The sequence below is a fragment of the Psychrobacillus sp. FSL K6-2836 genome (assembly GCF_038003085.1).
In the GTDB taxonomy this organism is placed as follows: Bacteria; Bacillota; Bacilli; order Bacillales_A; family Planococcaceae; genus Psychrobacillus.
Window position 1 is genome coordinate 2180842 of the sequence record NZ_JBBOOM010000001.1, and the last position, 20656, is coordinate 2201497.

Below are 20656 nucleotides of genomic sequence, written 5' to 3' on the forward strand. Positions count from 1 at the left end.
TTGTACACAAAAAAGCACCCATTCGACCTAGTTTAAGACGACGAATGAGTGCAAAAGTTTCTATATTACGAAATTACTTATGATAGAGAGTAATTTGGAGCCTCTTTTGTAATTTGAACATCATGTGGGTGACTTTCACGTAATCCTGCACCAGTCATACGGATAAACTGTGCATTTTCTCGTAGACTTTCAAGTGTTCCTGTCCCACAATACCCCATTCCCGCTCGAACACCACCTAGTAATTGGTGAACAGTATCAGAAAGTGGTCCTTTATAAGGAAGACGACCTTCAATACCTTCTGGAACTAGTTTTTTTGCATCCTCTTGGAAATAACGGTCTTTTGAACCTTTTTCCATAGCCGCAATAGATCCCATTCCACGATAAGTTTTAAAACGTCTGCCTTGGAAGATTTCTGTCTCTCCAGGACTTTCTGTCGTACCGGCAAGTAAGCTACCTAACATAACTACATGTCCGCCCGCAGCTAACGCTTTTACGATATCGCCTGAATACTTAATACCACCGTCAGCAATAATTGTTTTACCAGCCTTACGAGCCTCTGTAGCACAATCGTATATAGCTGTAATTTGAGGAACCCCAACTCCTGCTACAACACGAGTTGTACAAATAGACCCAGGTCCAATACCAACTTTGACAACATCGGCACCTGCTTCAAATAAAGCCTTTGTTGCTTCACCAGTAGCAACATTTCCAGCAACAATATCCAATTCCGGATATGCATTACGAATTTCTTTTACTGTATCCATAACACCTTGAGAATGACCATGTGCCGTATCAATAACAATTACATCTACCTGTGCTTCTACAAGTTTCTGTACTCTTATCATTGTATCTTTCGTAATTCCTACTGCAGCTCCTACTAACAAACGCCCATGATGATCTTTTGCAGCATTAGGGAATTCAATCACTTTTTCAATATCCTTAATTGTGATTAAACCTTTTAGTATTCCACTTTCATCAACGATAGGTAACTTTTCAATTTTGTACTGTTGAAGAATTTTTTCAGCATCCTCAAGAGTTGTTCCAACTGAAGCTGTTACCAATTGTTCCTTTGTCATTACATCATCAATTTTTAAAGAGTAATCCTGAATAAAGCGTAAATCACGGTTAGTGATAATGCCGACTAATTGTAAATCTTCTTCATTGTTTACAATAGGGACACCTGAAATTCTATATTTCCCCATCAAATGTTCAGCATCATATACCTGATGTTCTGGAGTTAAAAAGAAAGGATCTGTAATTACACCATTTTCAGAACGTTTAACAGTTTGAACTTGTTCCGCTTGTTCTTCAATACTCATATTTTTATGGATAACTCCAAGTCCACCTTGACGTGCCATTGCAATCGCCATTTTAGCTTCCGTAACCGTATCCATACCAGCACTAACCATCGGGATATTTAATTTAATTTTAGACGTTAATTGCACTGATAAATTGATATCCTTTGGTAATACTTCTGACTGAGCTGGAACTAATAAAACATCATCAAATGTTAAGCCTTCTTTTTGAAATTTAGATTCCCACATTTCGCTGAATTCCTCCTCGTTAAATAAATATTATTACAAGGTTATCAGCGCTTCACACAAGTGTCAAGAAACCTTGAATAATATGTTTATTCGGACTTTTCTCGCTTTAGTGAGAAAGAGTTAATGTTTTGGTTAAACTAGCATAATAGTTATATAAATTAATGGATATTTAAACGTTTACTAGAGCAAAGTCAGATGAGTATTTTCACCGTAATTTCTATTTAGTAGATTAGTATTCTAAAGAAACTATGATCTTCAGATCAAAAATAGCAACATTTATAAGAAAGTGTAAGTGTCTTTTAAGAGATATAACCTATTTTTTTTCTGTTTCCGGAGTGCTCTGAACTGATTTTGTTACATCATTACCGTTGGTAGCTCCGAATATACATTTTGAGAGCTCTAGCATTGTTCTATACGAATATGCAAAGCTCATTGCAAAAGCTTGACCTACACCTACAGTGGCCTTCGAGTGCTAGAAGAATTGTAATAAAGACTCTCTATGTCCATAATTGTTAGTTTTAAGAGATTCGAAGGGCAAGTAAATCAGGTTATCCGAGACCATTTTGCTACTGAACAAAACTAAGCACTAAATACCACTGCCCTCTTTCCATCAATACATAAAAAAAAAGCCGCTACCAATTACTCGGTAACGACTTTTCTTTGGTGCCCAGCGACGTCCTACTCTCACAGGGGGAGACCCCCAACTACCATCGGCGCTGAAGAGCTTAACTTCCGTGTTCGGTATGGGAACGGGTGTGACCTCTTCGCCATCATCACTAGACTCATTCGGCTTTCAATACACATCGTACTTCTTCGTCAACTGCATTCGTTCGGTCAGTCACATACGTTAGTATGTTCCTTTCCTCTCTCAATTGTTTCCTCGAATTACTCGTGTCTTGAAACCCTCGTATAAATAGAGTGTTTGTTCACTCAAAACTGGATAAACGACATTGGAACTGAAACAAATTTGGTTAAGTCCTCGATCGATTAGTATTCGTCAGCTGCACGTGTCGCCACGCTTCCACCCCGAACCTATCTACCTCATCGTCTTTGAGGGATCTTACTTACTTGCGTAATGGGAAATCTCATCTTGAGGGGGGCTTCGTGCTTAGATGCTTTCAGCACTTATCCCGTCCACACATAGCTACCCAGCGATGCTCTTGGCAGAACAACTGGTACACCAGCGGTGTGTCCATCCCGGTCCTCTCGTACTAAGGACAGCTCCTCTCAAATTTCCTACGCCCACGACGGATAGGGACCGAACTGTCTCACGACGTTCTGAACCCAGCTCGCGTACCGCTTTAATGGGCGAACAGCCCAACCCTTGGGACCGACTACAGCCCCAGGATGCGATGAGCCGACATCGAGGTGCCAAACCTCCCCGTCGATGTGGACTCTTGGGGGAGATAAGCCTGTTATCCCCGGGGTAGCTTTTATCCGTTGAGCGATGGCCCTTCCATGCGGAACCACCGGATCACTAAGCCCGTCTTTCGACCCTGCTCGACTTGTAGGTCTCGCAGTCAAGCTCCCTTCTGCCTTTACACTCTTCGAATGATTTCCAACCATTCTGAGGGAACCTTTGGGCGCCTCCGTTACACTTTAGGAGGCGACCGCCCCAGTCAAACTACCCGCCTGACACTGTCTCCTACCCGGGTTACGGGTATGGGTTAGAATTTCAATACAACCAGGGCAGTATCCCACCGACGCCTCCTCCGAAGCTGGCGCTCCGGGCTCTATGGCTCCTGCCTATCCTGTACAAGTTGCACCAAAATTCAATATCAAGCTATAGTAAAGCTCCACGGGGTCTTTCCGTCCTGTCGCGGGTAACCTGCATCTTCACAGGTACTATAATTTCACCGAGTCTCTCGTTGAGACAGTGCCCAGATCGTTACGCCTTTCGTGCGGGTCGGAACTTACCCGACAAGGAATTTCGCTACCTTAGGACCGTTATAGTTACGGCCGCCGTTTACTGGGGCTTCAATTCGCACCTTCGCTTGCGCTAAGCACTCCTCTTAACCTTCCAGCACCGGGCAGGCGTCAGCCCCTATACTTCACCTTACGGTTTTGCAGAGACCTGTGTTTTTGCTAAACAGTCGCCTGGGCCTATTCACTGCGGCTCTTCAAGGCTATTCACCCTAAAGAGCACCCCTTCTCCCGAAGTTACGGGGTCATTTTGCCGAGTTCCTTAACGAGAGTTCTCTCGCTCACCTTAGGATTCTCTCCTCGACTACCTGTGTCGGTTTGCGGTACGGGCACCTATCACCTCGCTAGAGGCTTTTCTTGGCAGTGTGAAATCAGGAACTCCGGACATACGTCCTCGCCATCACAGCTCAATGTTATAGAATGCGGATTTGCCTACATTCACACCTTACTGCTTGGACATGCATAACCAACAGCATGCTTACCCTATCCTTCTGCGTCCCCCCATTACTCAAACGGTGGTTTGGTGGTACAGGAATATCAACCTGTTATCCATCGCCTACGCCTATCGGCCTCGGCTTAGGTCCCGACTAACCCTGAGCGGACGAGCCTTCCTCAGGAAACCTTAGTCATACGGTGGACGGGATTCTCACCCGTCTTTCGCTACTCATACCGGCATTCTCACTTCTAAGCGCTCCACCAGTCCTTCCGGTCTGACTTCAACGCCCTTAGAACGCTCTCCTACCACTGATACCAAAGGTATCAATCCACAGCTTCGGTGATTTGTTTAGCCCCGATACATTTTCGGCGCAGCGTCACTCGACCAGTGAGCTATTACGCACTCTTTAAATGATGGCTGCTTCTAAGCCAACATCCTGGTTGTCTAAGCAACGCCACATCCTTTTCCACTTAACAAATACTTTGGGACCTTAGCTGGTGGTCTGGGCTGTTTCCCTCTTGACTACGGATCTTATCACTCGCAGTCTGACTCCCAAACATAAATCATTGGCATTCGGAGTTTGTCTGAATTCGGTAACCCGGGATGGGCCCCTAGTCCAAACAGTGCTCTACCTCCAAGATTCTAACGTTTGAGGCTAGCCCTAAAGCTATTTCGGAGAGAACCAGCTATCTCCAGGTTCGATTGGAATTTCTCCGCTACCCACACCTCATCCCCGCACTTTTCAACGTGCGTGGGTTCGGACCTCCAGTAAGTGTTACCTTACCTTCATCCTGGACATGGGTAGATCACCTGGTTTCGGGTCTACGACCACATACTCATTCGCCCTATTCAGACTCGCTTTCGCTGCGGCTCCGTCTTCTCAACTTAACCTTGCATGTAATCGTAACTCGCCGGTTCATTCTACAAAAGGCACGCTATCACCCATTAACGGGCTCTAACTACTTGTAGGCACACGGTTTCAGGATCTATTTCACTCCCCTTCCGGGGTGCTTTTCACCTTTCCCTCACGGTACTGGTTCACTATCGGTCACTAGGTAGTATTTAGCCTTGGGAGATGGTCCTCCCGGATTCCGACGGAATTTCACGTGTTCCGCCGTACTCAGGATACACTCAAGAGAGAATGAATTTTGGACTACGGGGCTTTTACCCTATCCTGCGGACCTTTCCAGATCGCTTCGTCTAACTCATTCCTTTGTAACTCTATGTAGAGTGTCCTACAACCCCAAGAGGCAAGCCTCTTGGTTTGGGCTATTCCCGTTTCGCTCGCCGCTACTCAGGGAATCGATTTTTCTTTCTCTTCCTCCAGGTACTTAGATGTTTCAGTTCCCTGGGTGTGTCTCAGATGCGCTATGTATTCACGCAAATGTACTGCTCCATTACGAACAGTGGGTTTCCCCATTCGGAAATCTCCGGATCAAAGCTCACTTACAGCTCCCCGAAGCATATCGGTGTTAGTGCCGTCCTTCGTCGACTCCTAGTGCCAAGGCATTCACCGTGCGCCCTTATTAACTTAACCTAAAAGTTAAAAAGTCTTACACGTCATGATTACGTAAATAATCACAACAGAATTTCTTGTTGTTTATTGTTTCAATGTCGTTTTATCCAGTTTTCAAAGAACAAGTTTTGAATCTTCATATAAAAATGAACATTCAAAACTGAACTGCAAAACGTTAAGATACAGATAAAAATCTGTATTCCGATATTATCCTTAGAAAGGAGGTGATCCAGCCGCACCTTCCGATACGGCTACCTTGTTACGACTTCACCCCAATCATCTGTCCCACCTTCGGCGGCTGGCTCCCGTAAGGGTTACCCCACCGACTTCGGGTGTTACAAACTCTCGTGGTGTGACGGGCGGTGTGTACAAGGCCCGGGAACGTATTCACCGTGGCATGCTGATCCACGATTACTAGCGATTCCGGCTTCATGTAGGCGAGTTGCAGCCTACAATCCGAACTGAGAACGGTTTTATGGGATTTGCTCACCCTCGCGGGGTTGCGACCCTCTGTACCGTCCATTGTAGCACGTGTGTAGCCCAGGTCATAAGGGGCATGATGATTTGACGTCATCCCCACCTTCCTCCGGTTTATCACCGGCAGTCACCTTAGAGTGCCCAACTGAATGCTGGCAACTAAGATCAAGGGTTGCGCTCGTTGCGGGACTTAACCCAACATCTCACGACACGAGCTGACGACAACCATGCACCACCTGTCACCGCTGTCCCCGAAGGGAAAACTCTATCTCTAGAGCGGTCAGCGGGATGTCAAGACCTGGTAAGGTTCTTCGCGTTGCTTCGAATTAAACCACATGCTCCACCGCTTGTGCGGGCCCCCGTCAATTCCTTTGAGTTTCAGTCTTGCGACCGTACTCCCCAGGCGGAGTGCTTAATGCGTTAGCTGCAGCACTAAGGGGCGGAAACCCCCTAACACTTAGCACTCATCGTTTACGGCGTGGACTACCAGGGTATCTAATCCTGTTTGCTCCCCACGCTTTCGCGCCTCAGCGTCAGTTACAGACCAGAAAGCCGCCTTCGCCACTGGTGTTCCTCCAAATCTCTACGCATTTCACCGCTACACTTGGAATTCCGCTTTCCTCTTCTGTACTCAAGTCCCCCAGTTTCCAATGACCTTCCACGGTTGAGCCGTGGGATTTCACATCAGACTTAAAGGACCGCCTGCGCGCGCTTTACGCCCAATAATTCCGGACAACGCTTGCCACCTACGTATTACCGCGGCTGCTGGCACGTAGTTAGCCGTGGCTTTCTAATGAGGTACCGTCAAGGTACGAGCAGTTACTCTCGTACTTGTTCTTCCCTCACAACAGAGTTTTACGATCCGAAAACCTTCTTCACTCACGCGGCATTGCTCCATCAGACTTTCGTCCATTGTGGAAGATTCCCTACTGCTGCCTCCCGTAGGAGTCTGGGCCGTGTCTCAGTCCCAGTGTGGCCGATCACCCTCTCAGGTCGGCTACGCATCGTCGCCTTGGTGAGCCGTTACCTCACCAACTAGCTAATGCGCCGCGGGCCCATCCTGTAGTGACAGCCGAGACCGTCTTTTAACATTTCCCCATGTGAGGAAATGGATTATTCGGTATTAGCCCCGGTTTCCCGGAGTTATCCCAATCTACAGGGCAGGTTGCCCACGTGTTACTCACCCGTCCGCCGCTAAATCAGAAGAAGCAAGCTTCTTCGTCATTCGCTCGACTTGCATGTATTAGGCATGCCGCCAGCGTTCGTCCTGAGCCAGGATCAAACTCTCCATAATAGAGAACTTAAAAAGCTCATTTTGTTTTGCTGGCATCATCATTAAATGATGTCAAAATTGTTTTGCTTATCATTCTAACAAGTTAGCTGATAAGCTGTATGTCTTAACGTTTTGCATGTTCAGTTTTCAATGTTCATGTTGTTGTGATGTCGTTTTGGCGACTTCTATATAATATCAAGTCCTCAGGAATTTGTCAACACTTTATTAGAAAATAATATTAAACTCTTTCTTCTGCTAATAAAGAAGAAAGAGTTTAGGCTATCTTAGCTAATAATACTCTCTATATGAATGGATCTTTTCGCTGCTAAATCTATTATTTGCCCACTGTCAGTTAATCGAATCATTGGACGCATTGGAGAATCTCTATGTAAGAAAACTACTTCTCCTTTTTCTCCAGTTGACAGAAGAACACTAGTTGAAATAGGAAGAGACCCAACTAACTCTACTAATTTATTAACTACTTCTATATTATATTTTCCAAACCCTTCTTCTCGAATCATTTCTAGAACTTTAAAAGAAGAACTTTTCGCACGATAAATACGTTCTGAAGTCATCGCGTGGTAGACGTCAGCTACCGCTATTATTTGAGAGTAAACAGTAACATCATTCAATTTATCACTTTTCGGATAGCCACTCCCGTCTAAACGTTCATGATGTTGAAAGATCGCTAATTTCATTTCAGGTTTTAATAAGGGACTATCTTTAATCATTTGAAAACTATAAATAGTATGTTTTTTTACCTCTGAAAATTCTGATTCTGTCAGAATAGACTTTTTATCTCTTATTTTGGGATCCACTTTTGCCATACCTATATCAGCCATTAAACCAGCGGTAGCCATTTGTGTTATTTGACCGGAAGAATAATTTAACTTTTTAGCTATTGCCCCTGAAATAATTCCAACAGCTATAGAATGATGTGCAATATATTTATCCATCTTGGAATACATATTTAACAGCGAAAATACTTGTTTTTCTACCATTGCTTTTTCGACTAAAGGCATAATAATATTCCGTAGCTTTGCCACGTCTACTTTCATGCCTGCTTCCCAGCCAATAAATTCTTTATAGAAACTATCTACTGCCTCTTTATATAATTGAACAAAACTAATGGTCACTAATGGCTTTTCTTCTATATGAGAAGATTCTACTTTATCTTCAAATAACTTTTTTATCTCTTCTTCTGATCTATTAAAAACATTTTCTAGGACAATTGGCACTTTAGTTATATTAAAAGCACTCAAAACTTGAATAAGTTCTCTAGTTACCTTTGACTCTTTATGAATGATAGGTGAGTTAGTATTAACTAATATATCTTCTGCAATTATAGTACCTAATTTCAATTCCTCTAAATTAACGAGGGTTTGGTTCATTTAGAATCCCCCTTTCCAAACGTTTCTTTAATTATACTAAATACTCATATTGAAAGTATATGGAAAATGTCTTACCTAGATACTTAAAAACGAAGCTTGAACAGAAGTAGAAATTTTATTGGATAAGGAGAAACCTTTAATAAATAATGGATAGTTAATAAAATTGATTGAAATGGAGGGGCGACTCCTACGGGAATAGCGTGACGCCTGAGACTACAGGCTCAGGCCACGCCCGTGGAAAGCGTCCCTGGAATGGAAATCAATTTTGTGCACAGCAAAAAAAACAGCATTTTTCTCTGTGAGAAAAATGCTGTTTTGGGGTTCTGTCCCAACCTCGTTTATTATTATTATTCGGTTTCTTCTTCTGTTAGAGATGACTCTACTTCAATTGTAGATCCCTCTTCTAGCTTGTCTAGAATTTCTACATTTTCGTCATCGTCATCTTCTTCTTTTTCAACTTTTGCTACAGTAGAAATTAGCTCGTCTTCTGCTAGTCTCATTAAACGGACACCCTGTGTACTACGACCCGTTCTAGAAATATCTTTTACATCCATACGGATTAGCATTCCATTAATCGTAATCAGCATAAGGTCTTCTGTACCGTTAACTGCCTTAACAGCTGATAAAGGACCGTTTTTGTCTGTGATTTGGCAAGTTTTTACACCCATTCCACCGCGACTTTGTAGGCGATATTCCGACTCTGGAGTACGTTTACCGTACCCATTTTCTGTCACAACTAAAATCTCTTGATCAGGTTCAATAATCTCCATACCAACTACATAGTCGTCATCTTTCAAACGAATACCTCTGACTCCTCCGGCAGTTCTGCCCATAGAGCGTATGTCTGTCTCTTCGAATCGAACCAATTTACCTTGACGTGTACCAATAATGATTTGCTTGACGCCATCGGTTAAACGGACAGCAATAAGTTCATCTTCCTCACGTAAGGAAATAGCAATTAATCCATTTGCACGGATATGTGCAAATCCGGTTACAGGAGTACGTTTCGTTACTCCATATTTCGTTGTGAAAATAAAATAATTTTCTTCTTCAAACGATGCCATTGGAATCATAGCAGTAATATGCTCGTCTTTTTCTATGCCTAATAGATTTATAATTGGTAATCCTTTAGCTGTACGACCGTATTCTGGAATCTCAAATCCTCGAGCTCTATATACTTTACCTTTGTTTGTAAAGAAGAGAATTGTATCATGTGTTGATGTGTACAGTAGATGCTCTACAAAATCATCTTCATTTGTACCCATACCTTGTACACCACGACCACCTCTTTTTTGACTCTTATACGTGTTAGCAGGTAAACGTTTAATATATCCTTTGTTTGTTAAAGTGAGTACAGAATTTTCTATCGGGATTAAATCTTCATCCTCTAAAACTTCTGCTCCTCCAGCAATAATTTCAGTTCGACGTTTGTCTGCATAGCGATCTTTAATCTCGGAAATTTCTTCTCTAATTATTTCAACTACACGATATTCATTTGCCAAAATGAATTTTAGTTCTTCAATCAATTTCATTAAGTTTTTATATTCTTCTTCAATTTTATCACGTTCTAAACCGGTTAAACGTTGTAAACGCATATCTAGAATAGCCTGAGCTTGTCTTTCAGATAAATTGAATGTCTCTATCAATCCATTTTTAGCTTCTTCACCTGTTTGTGAAGCTCTAATTAGCTTGATAATTTCATCGATATGATCTAAAGCAATTCGAAGTCCTTCTAAAATATGTGCACGATCTTCAGCTTTGTTCAGTTCAAACTGCGTACGACGACGTATTACCACTTTTTGATGTTCTAAGTAATAATAAAGCATTTCTTTTATGTTCAAAACTTTTGGTTGGTTGTCCACTAATGCGAGCATATTAACACCAAAGCTTGATTGTAATGCAGTTTGTTTATATAAGTTATTTAATAATACGTGAGAATTCGCATCCTTACGTACCTCAATAACAATTCGCATTCCATTACGATCTGATTCATCCGCTAAATGGGTAATACCATCGATTTTTTTATCGCGTACTAATTCAGCAATTTTTTCTATTAATCGAGCTTTATTTACTTGGTATGGTAATTCTTTAACGATAATAACTTCTTTACCACTTGATTTTACTTCAATCTCGACTTTTGCACGTATTAATATAGAGCCTCTACCTGTTTCATAGGCACGACGAATACCACTACGACCTAAAATAATACCACCAGTTGGGAAATCCGGTCCAGGTATAATAGACATCAACTCTTCAATTGTAATTGCAGGGTTTTCAGCTAAAGCCAATACTCCGTCAATTACTTCTCCTAAATTATGTGATGGAATATTCGTAGCCATTCCAACAGCAATTCCAGAAGCACCGTTTACAAGTAAATTAGGATATCTACTAGGTAACACAACTGGTTCTTTTTCTTGTCCATCGTAGTTGTCTTTGTAATCAATCGTATTTTTATTAATATCTCGCAATAATTCTAAAGCAATTTTGGACATACGTGATTCCGTATAACGCATAGCCGCTGCCCCGTCTCCATCGACAGAACCAAAATTTCCATGACCATCTACAAGCATATAACGATAACTAAAATCTTGCGCCATACGTACCATCGCATCATAAATAGATGAGTCGCCATGTGGATGGTATTTCCCCATTACGTCTCCTACAATACGAGCCGATTTTTTATGAGGTTTATCAGGCGTATTCCCCAACTCTTGCATACCATATAAAATTCGACGATGTACAGGCTTTAGCCCATCACGAACGTCTGGTAAGGCACGGGATACAATAACACTCATCGCATAATCTAGAAATGAGGTTTTCATTTCTGTACTAATATTGATCCCCTTTACGCCTTTATTCGGTATTTCTGACATCCTAAAGACCTCCAGTCACACACTTTCTTAAATATCTAAGTTTTTCACGTATACAGCGTTTTCTTCAATAAATAGACGTCTTGGTTCTACTTCCTCGCCCATTAGTTGTTCAAAAACCTTATCCGCTTCCATTGCATTATCTAAATTTACTTGTAGTAATGTACGTTCTTCCGGATCCATCGTTGTTTCCCAAAGCTGATCTGCATCCATTTCTCCTAAACCTTTATAACGTTGAATATTTGGTTTTGAAGTTTTAGGTAAACGGTCTAAAATTTCTTTTAATTGTTCATCATTATAGCAATATTCTACGTGCTTCCCTTGTTTAACTTGATATAAAGGTGGCTGAGCTGCATATACATAGCCAGCCTCAATTAATGGTCTCATAAAACGGAAGAAGAATGTAAGTAACAATGTCCGAATATGCGCTCCATCAACGTCAGCATCTGTCATAATAATAATCTTATGATAACGAGCTTTTTCTAAAGTAAACTCTTCTCCAATACCTGTTCCAAGTGCAGTAATCATTGCACGAATCTCTGCATTTCCTAAAATTCGATCTAAGCGAGCCTTTTCCACATTCAGAATCTTACCACGTAAAGGCAGTATTGCTTGGAAATGACGGTCACGACCAGATTTAGCAGAACCACCGGCAGAGTCACCCTCTACAATATATAGTTCACTTTCTGCAGGAACACGAGAAGAGCAGTCTGCTAATTTACCGGGTAAACTAGAAACCTCTAACGCCGATTTTCGACGTGTAAATTCACGCGCTTTTTTAGCAGCAACGCGAGCTCTAGCAGCCATTAGCCCTTTTTCTACTATTTTTCTAGAAATTTGAGGATTTTCTAATAAAAATCGATCAAATCCTTCGGAAAATAGACTATTAGTAATTGGGCTTACTTCGGAGTTACCTAATTTTGTTTTTGTTTGACCTTCGAATTGAGGATCTGGGTGTTTTATAGAAACAATTGCAGTTAAACCTTCCCGCACATCATCCCCAGATAAATTGGTATCTGCATCTTTTAACAAGCCGTTCTTTCTTGCATAGTCGTTAATGACACGAGTTAATGCAGTTTTGAAGCCAGATTCATGAGTTCCACCTTCGTACGTACTAATATTATTAGCAAAAGATAAAATATTTGAAGAGTATCCTGAATTATATTGCATAGCAATCTCTACGGAAATTCCATCTTTTTCACCTTCAACAAATATTGCTTCTTCTGTTATTGGCTCTTTGGATTCGTTTAAATCTTCTACGTATGATTTAATACCACCCTCGTAGTAATATTTAACGGTTTTTTCTTTTCCTTCTCTTTCATCAGCAAGTGTTATAGATAATCCGCGATTTAAATACGCAAGTTCACGTACACGATGTTCAAGAATTTCGTACTCGTAGATAGTAGTTTCCATGAAAATCTCAGCATCTGCTTTAAATCTAGTAGTTGTTCCTGTAACATCTGTGTCTCCAATAACTTCTAGAGGAGAAGAAACTGCTCCACGCTCAAATTTAATAAGATGAATTTTTTCGTCACGTTTAACATATACTTCTGTATATTCGGATAGGGCGTTTACTACTGAGGCACCTACACCATGTAGTCCACCGGATACTTTATATCCGCCGCCTCCAAATTTACCACCTGCATGTAGAACCGTCATGATTACCTCTACTGCCGGCTTACCCATTTTTTCTTGTGTATCAACTGGTATACCACGACCGTTGTCTTCTACTCGGATCCAGTCATCCTTTTCGATAGTAACAATAATATGGTCACAGTGACCTGCTAATGCCTCATCAATACTGTTATCGACAATTTCCCAAACAAGATGATGAAGCCCTTTTGAACTTGTTGTACCAATATACATCCCTGGACGCTTACGAACAGCTTCTAATCCTTCTAATACTTGTATCTGATCAGCATCATAAGATTGATTTAGGTCTTTTTCTTCCATTGCCAACTTGCTCACCCACTCTTTCATACCTTCAATAATGGTGAATCATTTTAAAAAAAATTCTATTTGTATATTTGTATTAATTGTATGTTCTTATTGATCTACTATTGCACCTTGTTCCACATGAAACAATTCAGCTTGTTGAATTGTTTCATGGGCAATTCCCTCAACACTTGTGGTTGTAACAAACGTTTGGACATCTCCTTGAATTGTATTTAACAAGTGAGATTGTCGATAGTCATCTAGTTCTGATAGAACGTCATCCAGTAATAAAACAGGAGATTCACCAACCTCCTGTTTTATTAATTCAATTTCAGCGAGCTTCAAAGACAATGCTGTTGTACGCTGCTGTCCTTGAGATCCATAAGTTTGTACATCATAGTCATTTACAAAGAATTGTAAATCATCGCGATGTGGTCCAATTAAGGATACTCCACGATAGAGTTCTCTATTCTGATTCTCTGCTATTTTTCTTTCTAGATGACTTTTCATTTCACTTATTGACCATTCTGGTTGAATTCCGGTTGAAGAATTGTAGGAAATTCGCAATTTTTCTAAGCCTCTAGATATCCCAAAGTGAATTGGTTCCGCCCATTGTTGTAATAATTCCATAAAATGAAATCTCTTTTGAATCACTTTTGTTGCTGCATCTATATATTGTTCCGTATAAACATCGAACATCACATCATTTAACATAGGCTTACCTTGATGTTGTTTTAAAATATGATTTCGCTGTTTCATTATTTTTTGGAAATGAAGTAAATCATGTAAATAAATAGGGGAAATTTGACCGATTTCCATATCGAGAAATCGTCTTCTTACTTGTGGACTTCCTTTTACTAAATATAAATCCTCTGGTGCGAACATCACGACATTAAGCTGACCTATATAATCACTTAATCTCGTTTGCTCTAAATGGTTTACTTTGGCTTTTTTTCCTTTTTTTGAAAGAATCAATTCTAAAGGCAAATGCCCATACTTTTTTTGTATATCTCCTTTTATTTTACCATAGTCTGCTTCCCAACGTATCAATTCTTTATCGTTAGAAGTCCTATGAGACTTTGCCATGGATAATACATAGAGAGATTCCATTAAATTTGTTTTACCTTGCGCATTTTCACCTATTAACACATTGATCTTAGAGGAAAAGTTCATTTCAATTGAATCGTAATTACGGAAATCTTTTAACTCTAATCGTTCAATATACATTTCAATCCCCGTTCTCAGGTCCAACCAACTGAAATCTTCCTACTCCTGGTATGTTCACTATATCATCATGGCGTAATTTACGACCTCGTCTTTGATCCACTTCTCCGTTGACATATACCTCATGCTCGCTTAAAAACCATTTGGCCATTCCACCGGAGCTAATTGCATCTGTCATTTTTAATAATTGACCAAGTGTGATAAATTCTGAGTCAAATCGAATTTTTTCCAACAATAATTCAACCTCTTCTCCTAATCATTATCCCTTCATTTTACCTTAAATTACGAAATAAGCAAAGAAAAGTGGAAGGGCTAGTTATGCCTAGAAAAGCTTCCAGTGGCTTTATACTACAATTTTGAGCTGATTCGGGTGAATGGTACCAAAACTTGAGAAATACGAAGTAAAAATTGTTTGTTTTCCATACCTTAGAAAAACCGAATTGCTTTTACAAATCACCAGTGAAGTACTACTCCCTATATCTATTGTAGTGGAATGTGGCGACTCCAGCTGGATAAGCGAGAAAGTCGAGACCCCACAGGTAGCGTAGCGAACGAGGAGGCTCGGCCTCGCCCGCGGAAAGCGTCCACATGAAACGGAAATCACAGGATTACTCGTTCTTTAAAGCCCCATGAGTCCAGTGTTCACAGGACATCTTTATATACTTTCTATCAAAAAAAGATAGCCACAAACGTGACTATCTCTTGAATATTAGTAAGTTCTAACTGGTAAAATCAGTTGTAAAATTGAATCATCATGTACAGATTTCAATATAAATGGTCTCATAGCCCCTGTGAATAAAATCTTTACATCTTGACCATCAATAGCTTTTAAAGCATCCATCATATATTTGGCGCTGAATGAAATTTTTAATTCTTCCCCATCTATTTCTTCTGCTTGAATTTGTTCTTCTACATTACCTATCTCTGGAGAGTTAGAAGATACTTCTACAAAACCGTTACCTAAAGTTGAAAAGCGTACAACATTGTTTCGTTCTTCACGTGCAAGTAAAGAGGCTCTGTCTATTGCTTGCAATAACGATTTACTGTTTACCAAAATAGTTGTTTTGCTCTCACTTGGGATTAATCTTGAAGTGTCTGGATAATTACCCTCTAATAATCGTGAATAAAATAGTACATCGCCTGTTTTAAATAGAATCTGTTGTTGTGTCATCACAATTGCTACTTCCGATGATGTTTCTTCTAAGATTTTATTTAATTCATTTAAACTTTTACCAGGAATTACTATACTGTATTCTTCCTCTGGCAAATCTTTAATAACTGTTTTTCTTTTGGCTAATCGGTGACTATCAGTAGCTACACAGTGAAGTTCCCCTTCTTTTACCTGCCAATTGACGCCTGTAAGAACAGGGCGACTTTCAGAAGTAGATACCGCAAATACAGTTTCTTTAATAATAGATTTGAGTAAATCAGATGCAATAAAGAATTGTCTTTCTTCTTCAATTTCAGGTAGTAAAGGATATTCTGTTGCATCGAGTCCAATTAGATTAAATTCCGATTTTCCTGATCTTATATGTGTTTGGAATTGATTGGTTACTTCAATTTCTACATCGTTTGTTGGTAACTTACGTACAATTTCATTAAATACTCTTGCTTGTAAAACAATAGAACCTGTTTCTTTAATACTAATAATTTGTTCTCCATTTTTTTCAACAGGTATAAAAGTTTGAATAGTTATATCTGAATCACTACCAGTAATATAAAGTCCTTTATTAGTTACTTCGAGTTTTAATCCAGTTAGAATTGGAATTGTTGTTTTGGAACTTACTGCTTTAATAACATCACTTAATCCCTCTAATAAACTATCTCTCATTACTTCGAATTTCATTTTTATACCTCACTTATATAATTATTATTTATTTAAAGAATAATAGATATAGTACTAGGGCTTGTGGATATGTTGATAAGCCTTTTTTTACCTAGGTAGAGCTACTTGTCCACATGTGCATAAGTTGTGTTTAAGTAATCTAGTAAACTAAGCATTTATCCACAAACTCTTTTTATCTTCCAAGAATAGATTTGATTTGTTTTACATCGTCTTGAAGATTTGTGTCTTCTTTTAGCATTTTAGATATTTTTTCGTGAGCATGAATAACAGTTGTATGATCACGCCCTCCAAATTCTTCCCCAATTTTAGGCAATGAAAAATCAGTTAATTCTCGTGAAAGATACATTGCTACTTGCCGTGGAAATGCAATCGACTTTGTCCGCTTTTTAGCGACAAAATCTTCTAATCGAATATGAAAATGCTCTCCAACTACTTTTTGGATATCTAAAATTGTAATAATTCTAGGTCGAGCATTCGGCAATATATCTTTAAGAGCCTCTGCTGCTAAATCGATATTAATATCCTTATTTATAAGAGAAGAATAGGCCACTACTCGGATGAGAGCGCCTTCTAGTTCACGAATATTGGAATCTATTTGATTTGCTATATACGCCATCACGTCATCTGATATATCTAATCCATCAGCACGTGCTTTCTTGCGTAAAATAGCAATACGAGTTTCTAGGTCAGGTGGAGCAATATCTGTGATTAATCCCCATTCAAAGCGAGAACGTAAACGATCTTCTAAAGTAGGAATTTCTTTAGGAGGACGGTCACTTGAAATGACAATTTGCTTAGATTCCTCATGCAGGGCATTAAAAGTATGGAAAAATTCTTCTTGAGTTGATTCTTTTCCTGCTAGGAACTGAATATCATCTATTAGTAGAACATCTACATTTCTATATTTGTTGCGGAAATTGACGGCTTTATTATCTCTAATGGAGTTTATAAACTCATTTGTAAACTTTTCAGAAGATAAATAAACCACTTTAGCATTTGGATTGTGTTCTTGTACATAATGACCAATCGCATGCATTAAGTGGGTTTTTCCTAATCCAACACCTCCATATATAAATAGTGGGTTGTAGGCTTTAGCGGGAGCCTCGGCTACAGCTAAAGATGCTGCATGGGCGAAGCGATTACCAGATCCAATGACAAATGTATCAAATGTATTTTTAGAATTTAACATCCCTGGTGAAAAATCTGGTTGATCTCCGTCATTTGCAGGCATCTTAGGTTTAGGAATGTCGAAATCATCCATATCTTGAGTTTTTGGTACAACGAAAGATATAAGTAATTCATTGCCAGTTAACTCAGTTAATATACCAGCTATTAGGTGAACATAATGATTCTCTAACCAATCCCTAGCAAATGAATTGGGCGCAGCTATCGTGACTGTTTCTCCTTTATATGAAAGTAGTTTGGTCGACTTCAGCCAAGTTTCAAAACTTGGTTTCGATGTTTTCTTTTCTACTTCAGAGAGAACTTTAGCCCAAAGTTCTTCTAAATGTTCCAATTATCTAGTCTCCTTTACTATAGATTTGATAGTTAAACTCTTTCTCAAAAAATAAAATATGTATAACAAAATTCGACATATACACAAATCCACCGACTGTGGATAAACTTTATAAAGTTATGGGAATAAACTTATCCACAGATTACTAACAACTGTGGATAATAAAAAAGAGTGAAATATTATTGAAAAAGTAAAACACAAATATCGTAACAAAAAAACATAGGAATTACAAGAATTTTAAGGGTTATCCACAATTATTTAATTATTAACAATATAAGTTGTCCACAATAGAATAATATGTGAAGAATATGTTTATAAGTGTTGTGGATAATTTTTTGGTGGATTTTTTTATGAACAGGTACTAAAACAGATTCATTCTTAATTGTGGATAACTAAGTATTACTAAAAGAGAGGAGAATTATTGAAAGTCATTGACAAAACCACTGTAATTTATATATAATATCGGAGACTGTCTTAAGAAGTTTGAAGATGTCCACTCAGGAGGTGTCATATAGATGAAACGTACATTCCAACCAAATACACGTAAACGTGCCAAAAATCACGGTTTCCGCGCACGTATGAGTACAAAAAACGGTCGACGCGTAATTGCAGCCCGTCGTGCTAAAGGAAGAAAAGTATTATCAGCATAAGTCCACTGACCATTTCAGTGGTCTTTTTTTTCTTTTAAAACGATTAGTTGGAGCTGGTGAGAAGATGAACAAGAAACAACGTATTAAAAAGAATGCAGAGTTCCAGACAATTTTTAAAAAAGGTAAGTCCTTTGCAAATAGACAATTTGTTGTGTACTGCTTAAAAAAAGAAGAAGATTATTATCGGGTTGGATTATCTGTCAGTAAAAAAGTAGGAAATGCAGTAGTCCGTAATCGTATTAAACGATATATTAGACAAACCTTCCTTGAAATACATGATCAAGTATTTCCAAACATGGACTATATTATTATCGCTAGAAATCCAGCGGCCAAGTTAAACTTTCATGAAACCAAAAAAAGTTTGGAACATGTTTTAAAAGTAGCTAAAGTCTTGAACAAAAAAAGTTAGTAGTAACTTGTTAAAGAAATGGTAAGATGAAATGAAGAGATATATAAGACTTATTAGGGGGAAGAAGGTTGAATAAACGTTTATCACTTGTACTATTATTAATAGTAACTACTGCCTTACTAGCAGGATGTACAGAATTTAATGAGCCAATCTATGATAACTCAGAAGGATTTTGGAATGAATACATCGTATGGCCTTTAGTATCGTCCATTACGTTCTTTAAAGGAATATTAGGCACATATGGTTTGGGTATTATTGCGGTAACAATAATTATTCGCTTAGTATTACTACCATTAATGATCAAACAAACGAAAAGCTCTAAAAATATGCAAGAAGTCCAACCTGAATTACAAAAATTAAAAGAAAAATATAGCTCCAAAGATGCTGTGACTCAGCAAAAGTATCAGCAAGAAATGATGGCACTCTTTAAAGAAAAAGGAGTTAATCCTGCTGCGGGATGTTTACCAGTTGTTATTCAAATGCCGATATTAATTGGTTTTTATCACGCAATTAGTCGTATGAATAATACACCAGAGATTAATCTTGGAGATTTTGTTGGCTTTGCACTAGCAGAACCTAGTATTTTCTTAGCTATTCTGGCGGGTCTTATGCAATTAATTGTTTTACGTACTGGTCCGGCAATGGATAATCCTCAAATGAAGCTTATGATGTACATTATGCCATTTATGATTATGGGATTTGGTATCGTATTACCAGCTGCATTGACTTTGTATTGGGTTATTGGAAATATTATTTCTATTCTTCAAAATTTATTCATTTACAAACCTTGGAACAAACCAAAAACAACACCTGTTAAAACGGGAGGTCCAAAAAAATGAATCAGATTACACAAACTGCACCTACAAAAGAAGAAGCTATAACAGTTGCACTTGAAAAGCTTGGTGTTTCAAGAAATGACGTGTCAATTAAGGTAGTGGAAGCAGGTAAAAAAGGTTTTCTTGGATTTGGAACGAAGCCTGCAGTTGTTGAAGTAACTGTTTTAAAAAAAGAACAAGAACTAAAAGTAGTAGAAGAACAAGTTGAAGAAGTTGTCGAACTAGAAAAGACAGTCGCAAATGTGTCGGTTACGGAAGATGAACCAACTATTACAGAAACAAATGAACAAGCAGTTAAAGAAACAAAAAGCTATATAAATGAGATTGCGAAAGAAATGAGTATTGACGATTTAGTTATAAATGAAAAAAGAGAAGGGAAGTTTATTCATCTTCACCTGAATAGTGAGAAAGCAGCTATGTTAATTGGGAAGCGTGGACAAACATTAAATGCTTTAGAAAATTTATCGCAACTAGTTGCCAATAAGTTTTCTAATTCCTTTATCATTATTAAATTAGATGTTGGTAATTATCGAGAACGAAGACAAGAGTCATTGGAGCAACTAGCAGAAAGAATGGCAGACAAGGCTACTCGAACTGGTAGTAAGGTAGAATTTGAACCGATGTCATCATTTGAACGAAAAATAATTCATAATGCATTGTCTGTACGAGTAGATATAGAAACCTATTCAGTGGGAACGGATCCAAATCGTTATCTAGTCATTGAACCAATTAAATAACCCTTAAACGGATTTCAGCTATGTAAAACACTGAAGTCCGTTTTTCTTGCTGTTTAACAAAATTTTTTAATGC

General features: G+C 39.0%; 12 protein-coding genes and 3 rRNA genes. 4 read left to right on the plus strand and 11 right to left on the minus strand.

The window, feature by feature from the left end:
- Positions 1–77: 77 nt before the first annotated feature.
- The 11 genes from guaB to dnaA form a co-directional block, all read right to left on the minus strand.
- Entirely contained in the window at positions 78–1544 is a 1467-nt protein-coding gene (gene guaB, locus MKY37_RS10190) for an IMP dehydrogenase (RefSeq protein ID WP_340776659.1), read from the minus strand.
- Positions 1545–2209: 665 nt separating this feature from the next.
- Positions 2210–2325, minus strand: a 5S ribosomal RNA gene (gene rrf / locus MKY37_RS10195).
- A gap of 186 nt (positions 2326–2511) precedes the next feature.
- Positions 2512–5440: ribosomal RNA gene (locus MKY37_RS10200) — 23S ribosomal RNA — on the minus strand.
- Positions 5441–5636: 196 nt separating this feature from the next.
- Positions 5637–7190: ribosomal RNA gene (locus MKY37_RS10205) — 16S ribosomal RNA — on the minus strand.
- Together the 16S, 23S and 5S rRNA genes form the textbook arrangement of a ribosomal RNA operon.
- Before the next feature lie 263 nt (positions 7191–7453).
- Positions 7454–8560: an HD-GYP domain-containing protein gene (locus tag MKY37_RS10210; protein WP_340776661.1), complete on the minus strand. Its 1107-nt coding sequence runs from the start codon at positions 8558–8560 to the stop codon at positions 7454–7456.
- 347 nt (positions 8561–8907) lie between these two features.
- Positions 8908–11433, minus strand: coding sequence for a DNA gyrase subunit A (gyrA, locus tag MKY37_RS10215; RefSeq protein WP_340776663.1), 2526 nt, complete (start codon positions 11431–11433; stop codon positions 8908–8910).
- Positions 11434–11460: 27 nt separating this feature from the next.
- The gene (gene gyrB / locus MKY37_RS10220) at positions 11461–13383 is read right to left on the minus strand and encodes a DNA topoisomerase (ATP-hydrolyzing) subunit B (protein ID WP_340779895.1); all 1923 of its coding nucleotides are present in this window, start codon (positions 13381–13383) and stop codon (positions 11461–11463) included.
- A gap of 93 nt (positions 13384–13476) precedes the next feature.
- The gene (gene recF / locus MKY37_RS10225; RefSeq protein ID WP_340776665.1) at positions 13477–14592 is read right to left on the minus strand and encodes a DNA replication/repair protein RecF; all 1116 of its coding nucleotides are present in this window, start codon (positions 14590–14592) and stop codon (positions 13477–13479) included.
- A gap of 1 nt (position 14593) precedes the next feature.
- Positions 14594–14821, minus strand: coding sequence for a S4 domain-containing protein YaaA (yaaA, locus tag MKY37_RS10230; RefSeq protein WP_340779896.1), 228 nt, complete (start codon positions 14819–14821; stop codon positions 14594–14596).
- A gap of 477 nt (positions 14822–15298) precedes the next feature.
- Positions 15299–16435, minus strand: a complete 1137-nt coding sequence (gene dnaN, locus MKY37_RS10235) for a DNA polymerase III subunit beta (RefSeq protein ID WP_340776667.1) — start codon at positions 16433–16435, stop codon at positions 15299–15301.
- 172 nt (positions 16436–16607) lie between these two features.
- Entirely contained in the window at positions 16608–17951 is a 1344-nt protein-coding gene (dnaA, locus tag MKY37_RS10240; protein ID WP_340776669.1) for a chromosomal replication initiator protein DnaA, read from the minus strand.
- Between the two features lie 515 nt (positions 17952–18466).
- Here dnaA and rpmH point away from each other — a divergent pair.
- The 4 genes from rpmH (at position 18467) to jag (ending at position 20583) form a co-directional block, all read left to right on the plus strand.
- Complete coding sequence (rpmH, locus tag MKY37_RS10245) at positions 18467–18601, plus strand: 50S ribosomal protein L34 (RefSeq protein ID WP_090567297.1); 135 nt, start codon at positions 18467–18469, stop codon at positions 18599–18601.
- Between the two features lie 64 nt (positions 18602–18665).
- Entirely contained in the window at positions 18666–19010 is a 345-nt protein-coding gene (gene rnpA / locus MKY37_RS10250; RefSeq protein WP_340776671.1) for a ribonuclease P protein component, read from the plus strand.
- Positions 19011–19078: 68 nt separating this feature from the next.
- Positions 19079–19849: a membrane protein insertase YidC gene (gene yidC / locus MKY37_RS10255; RefSeq protein ID WP_340776673.1), complete on the plus strand. Its 771-nt coding sequence runs from the start codon at positions 19079–19081 to the stop codon at positions 19847–19849.
- Positions 19846–20583, plus strand: coding sequence for an RNA-binding cell elongation regulator Jag/EloR (gene jag / locus MKY37_RS10260; protein ID WP_340776675.1), 738 nt, complete (start codon positions 19846–19848; stop codon positions 20581–20583). Before yidC ends, jag begins: the two co-directional genes overlap by 4 nt.
- Positions 20584–20656 lie beyond the last annotated feature (73 nt).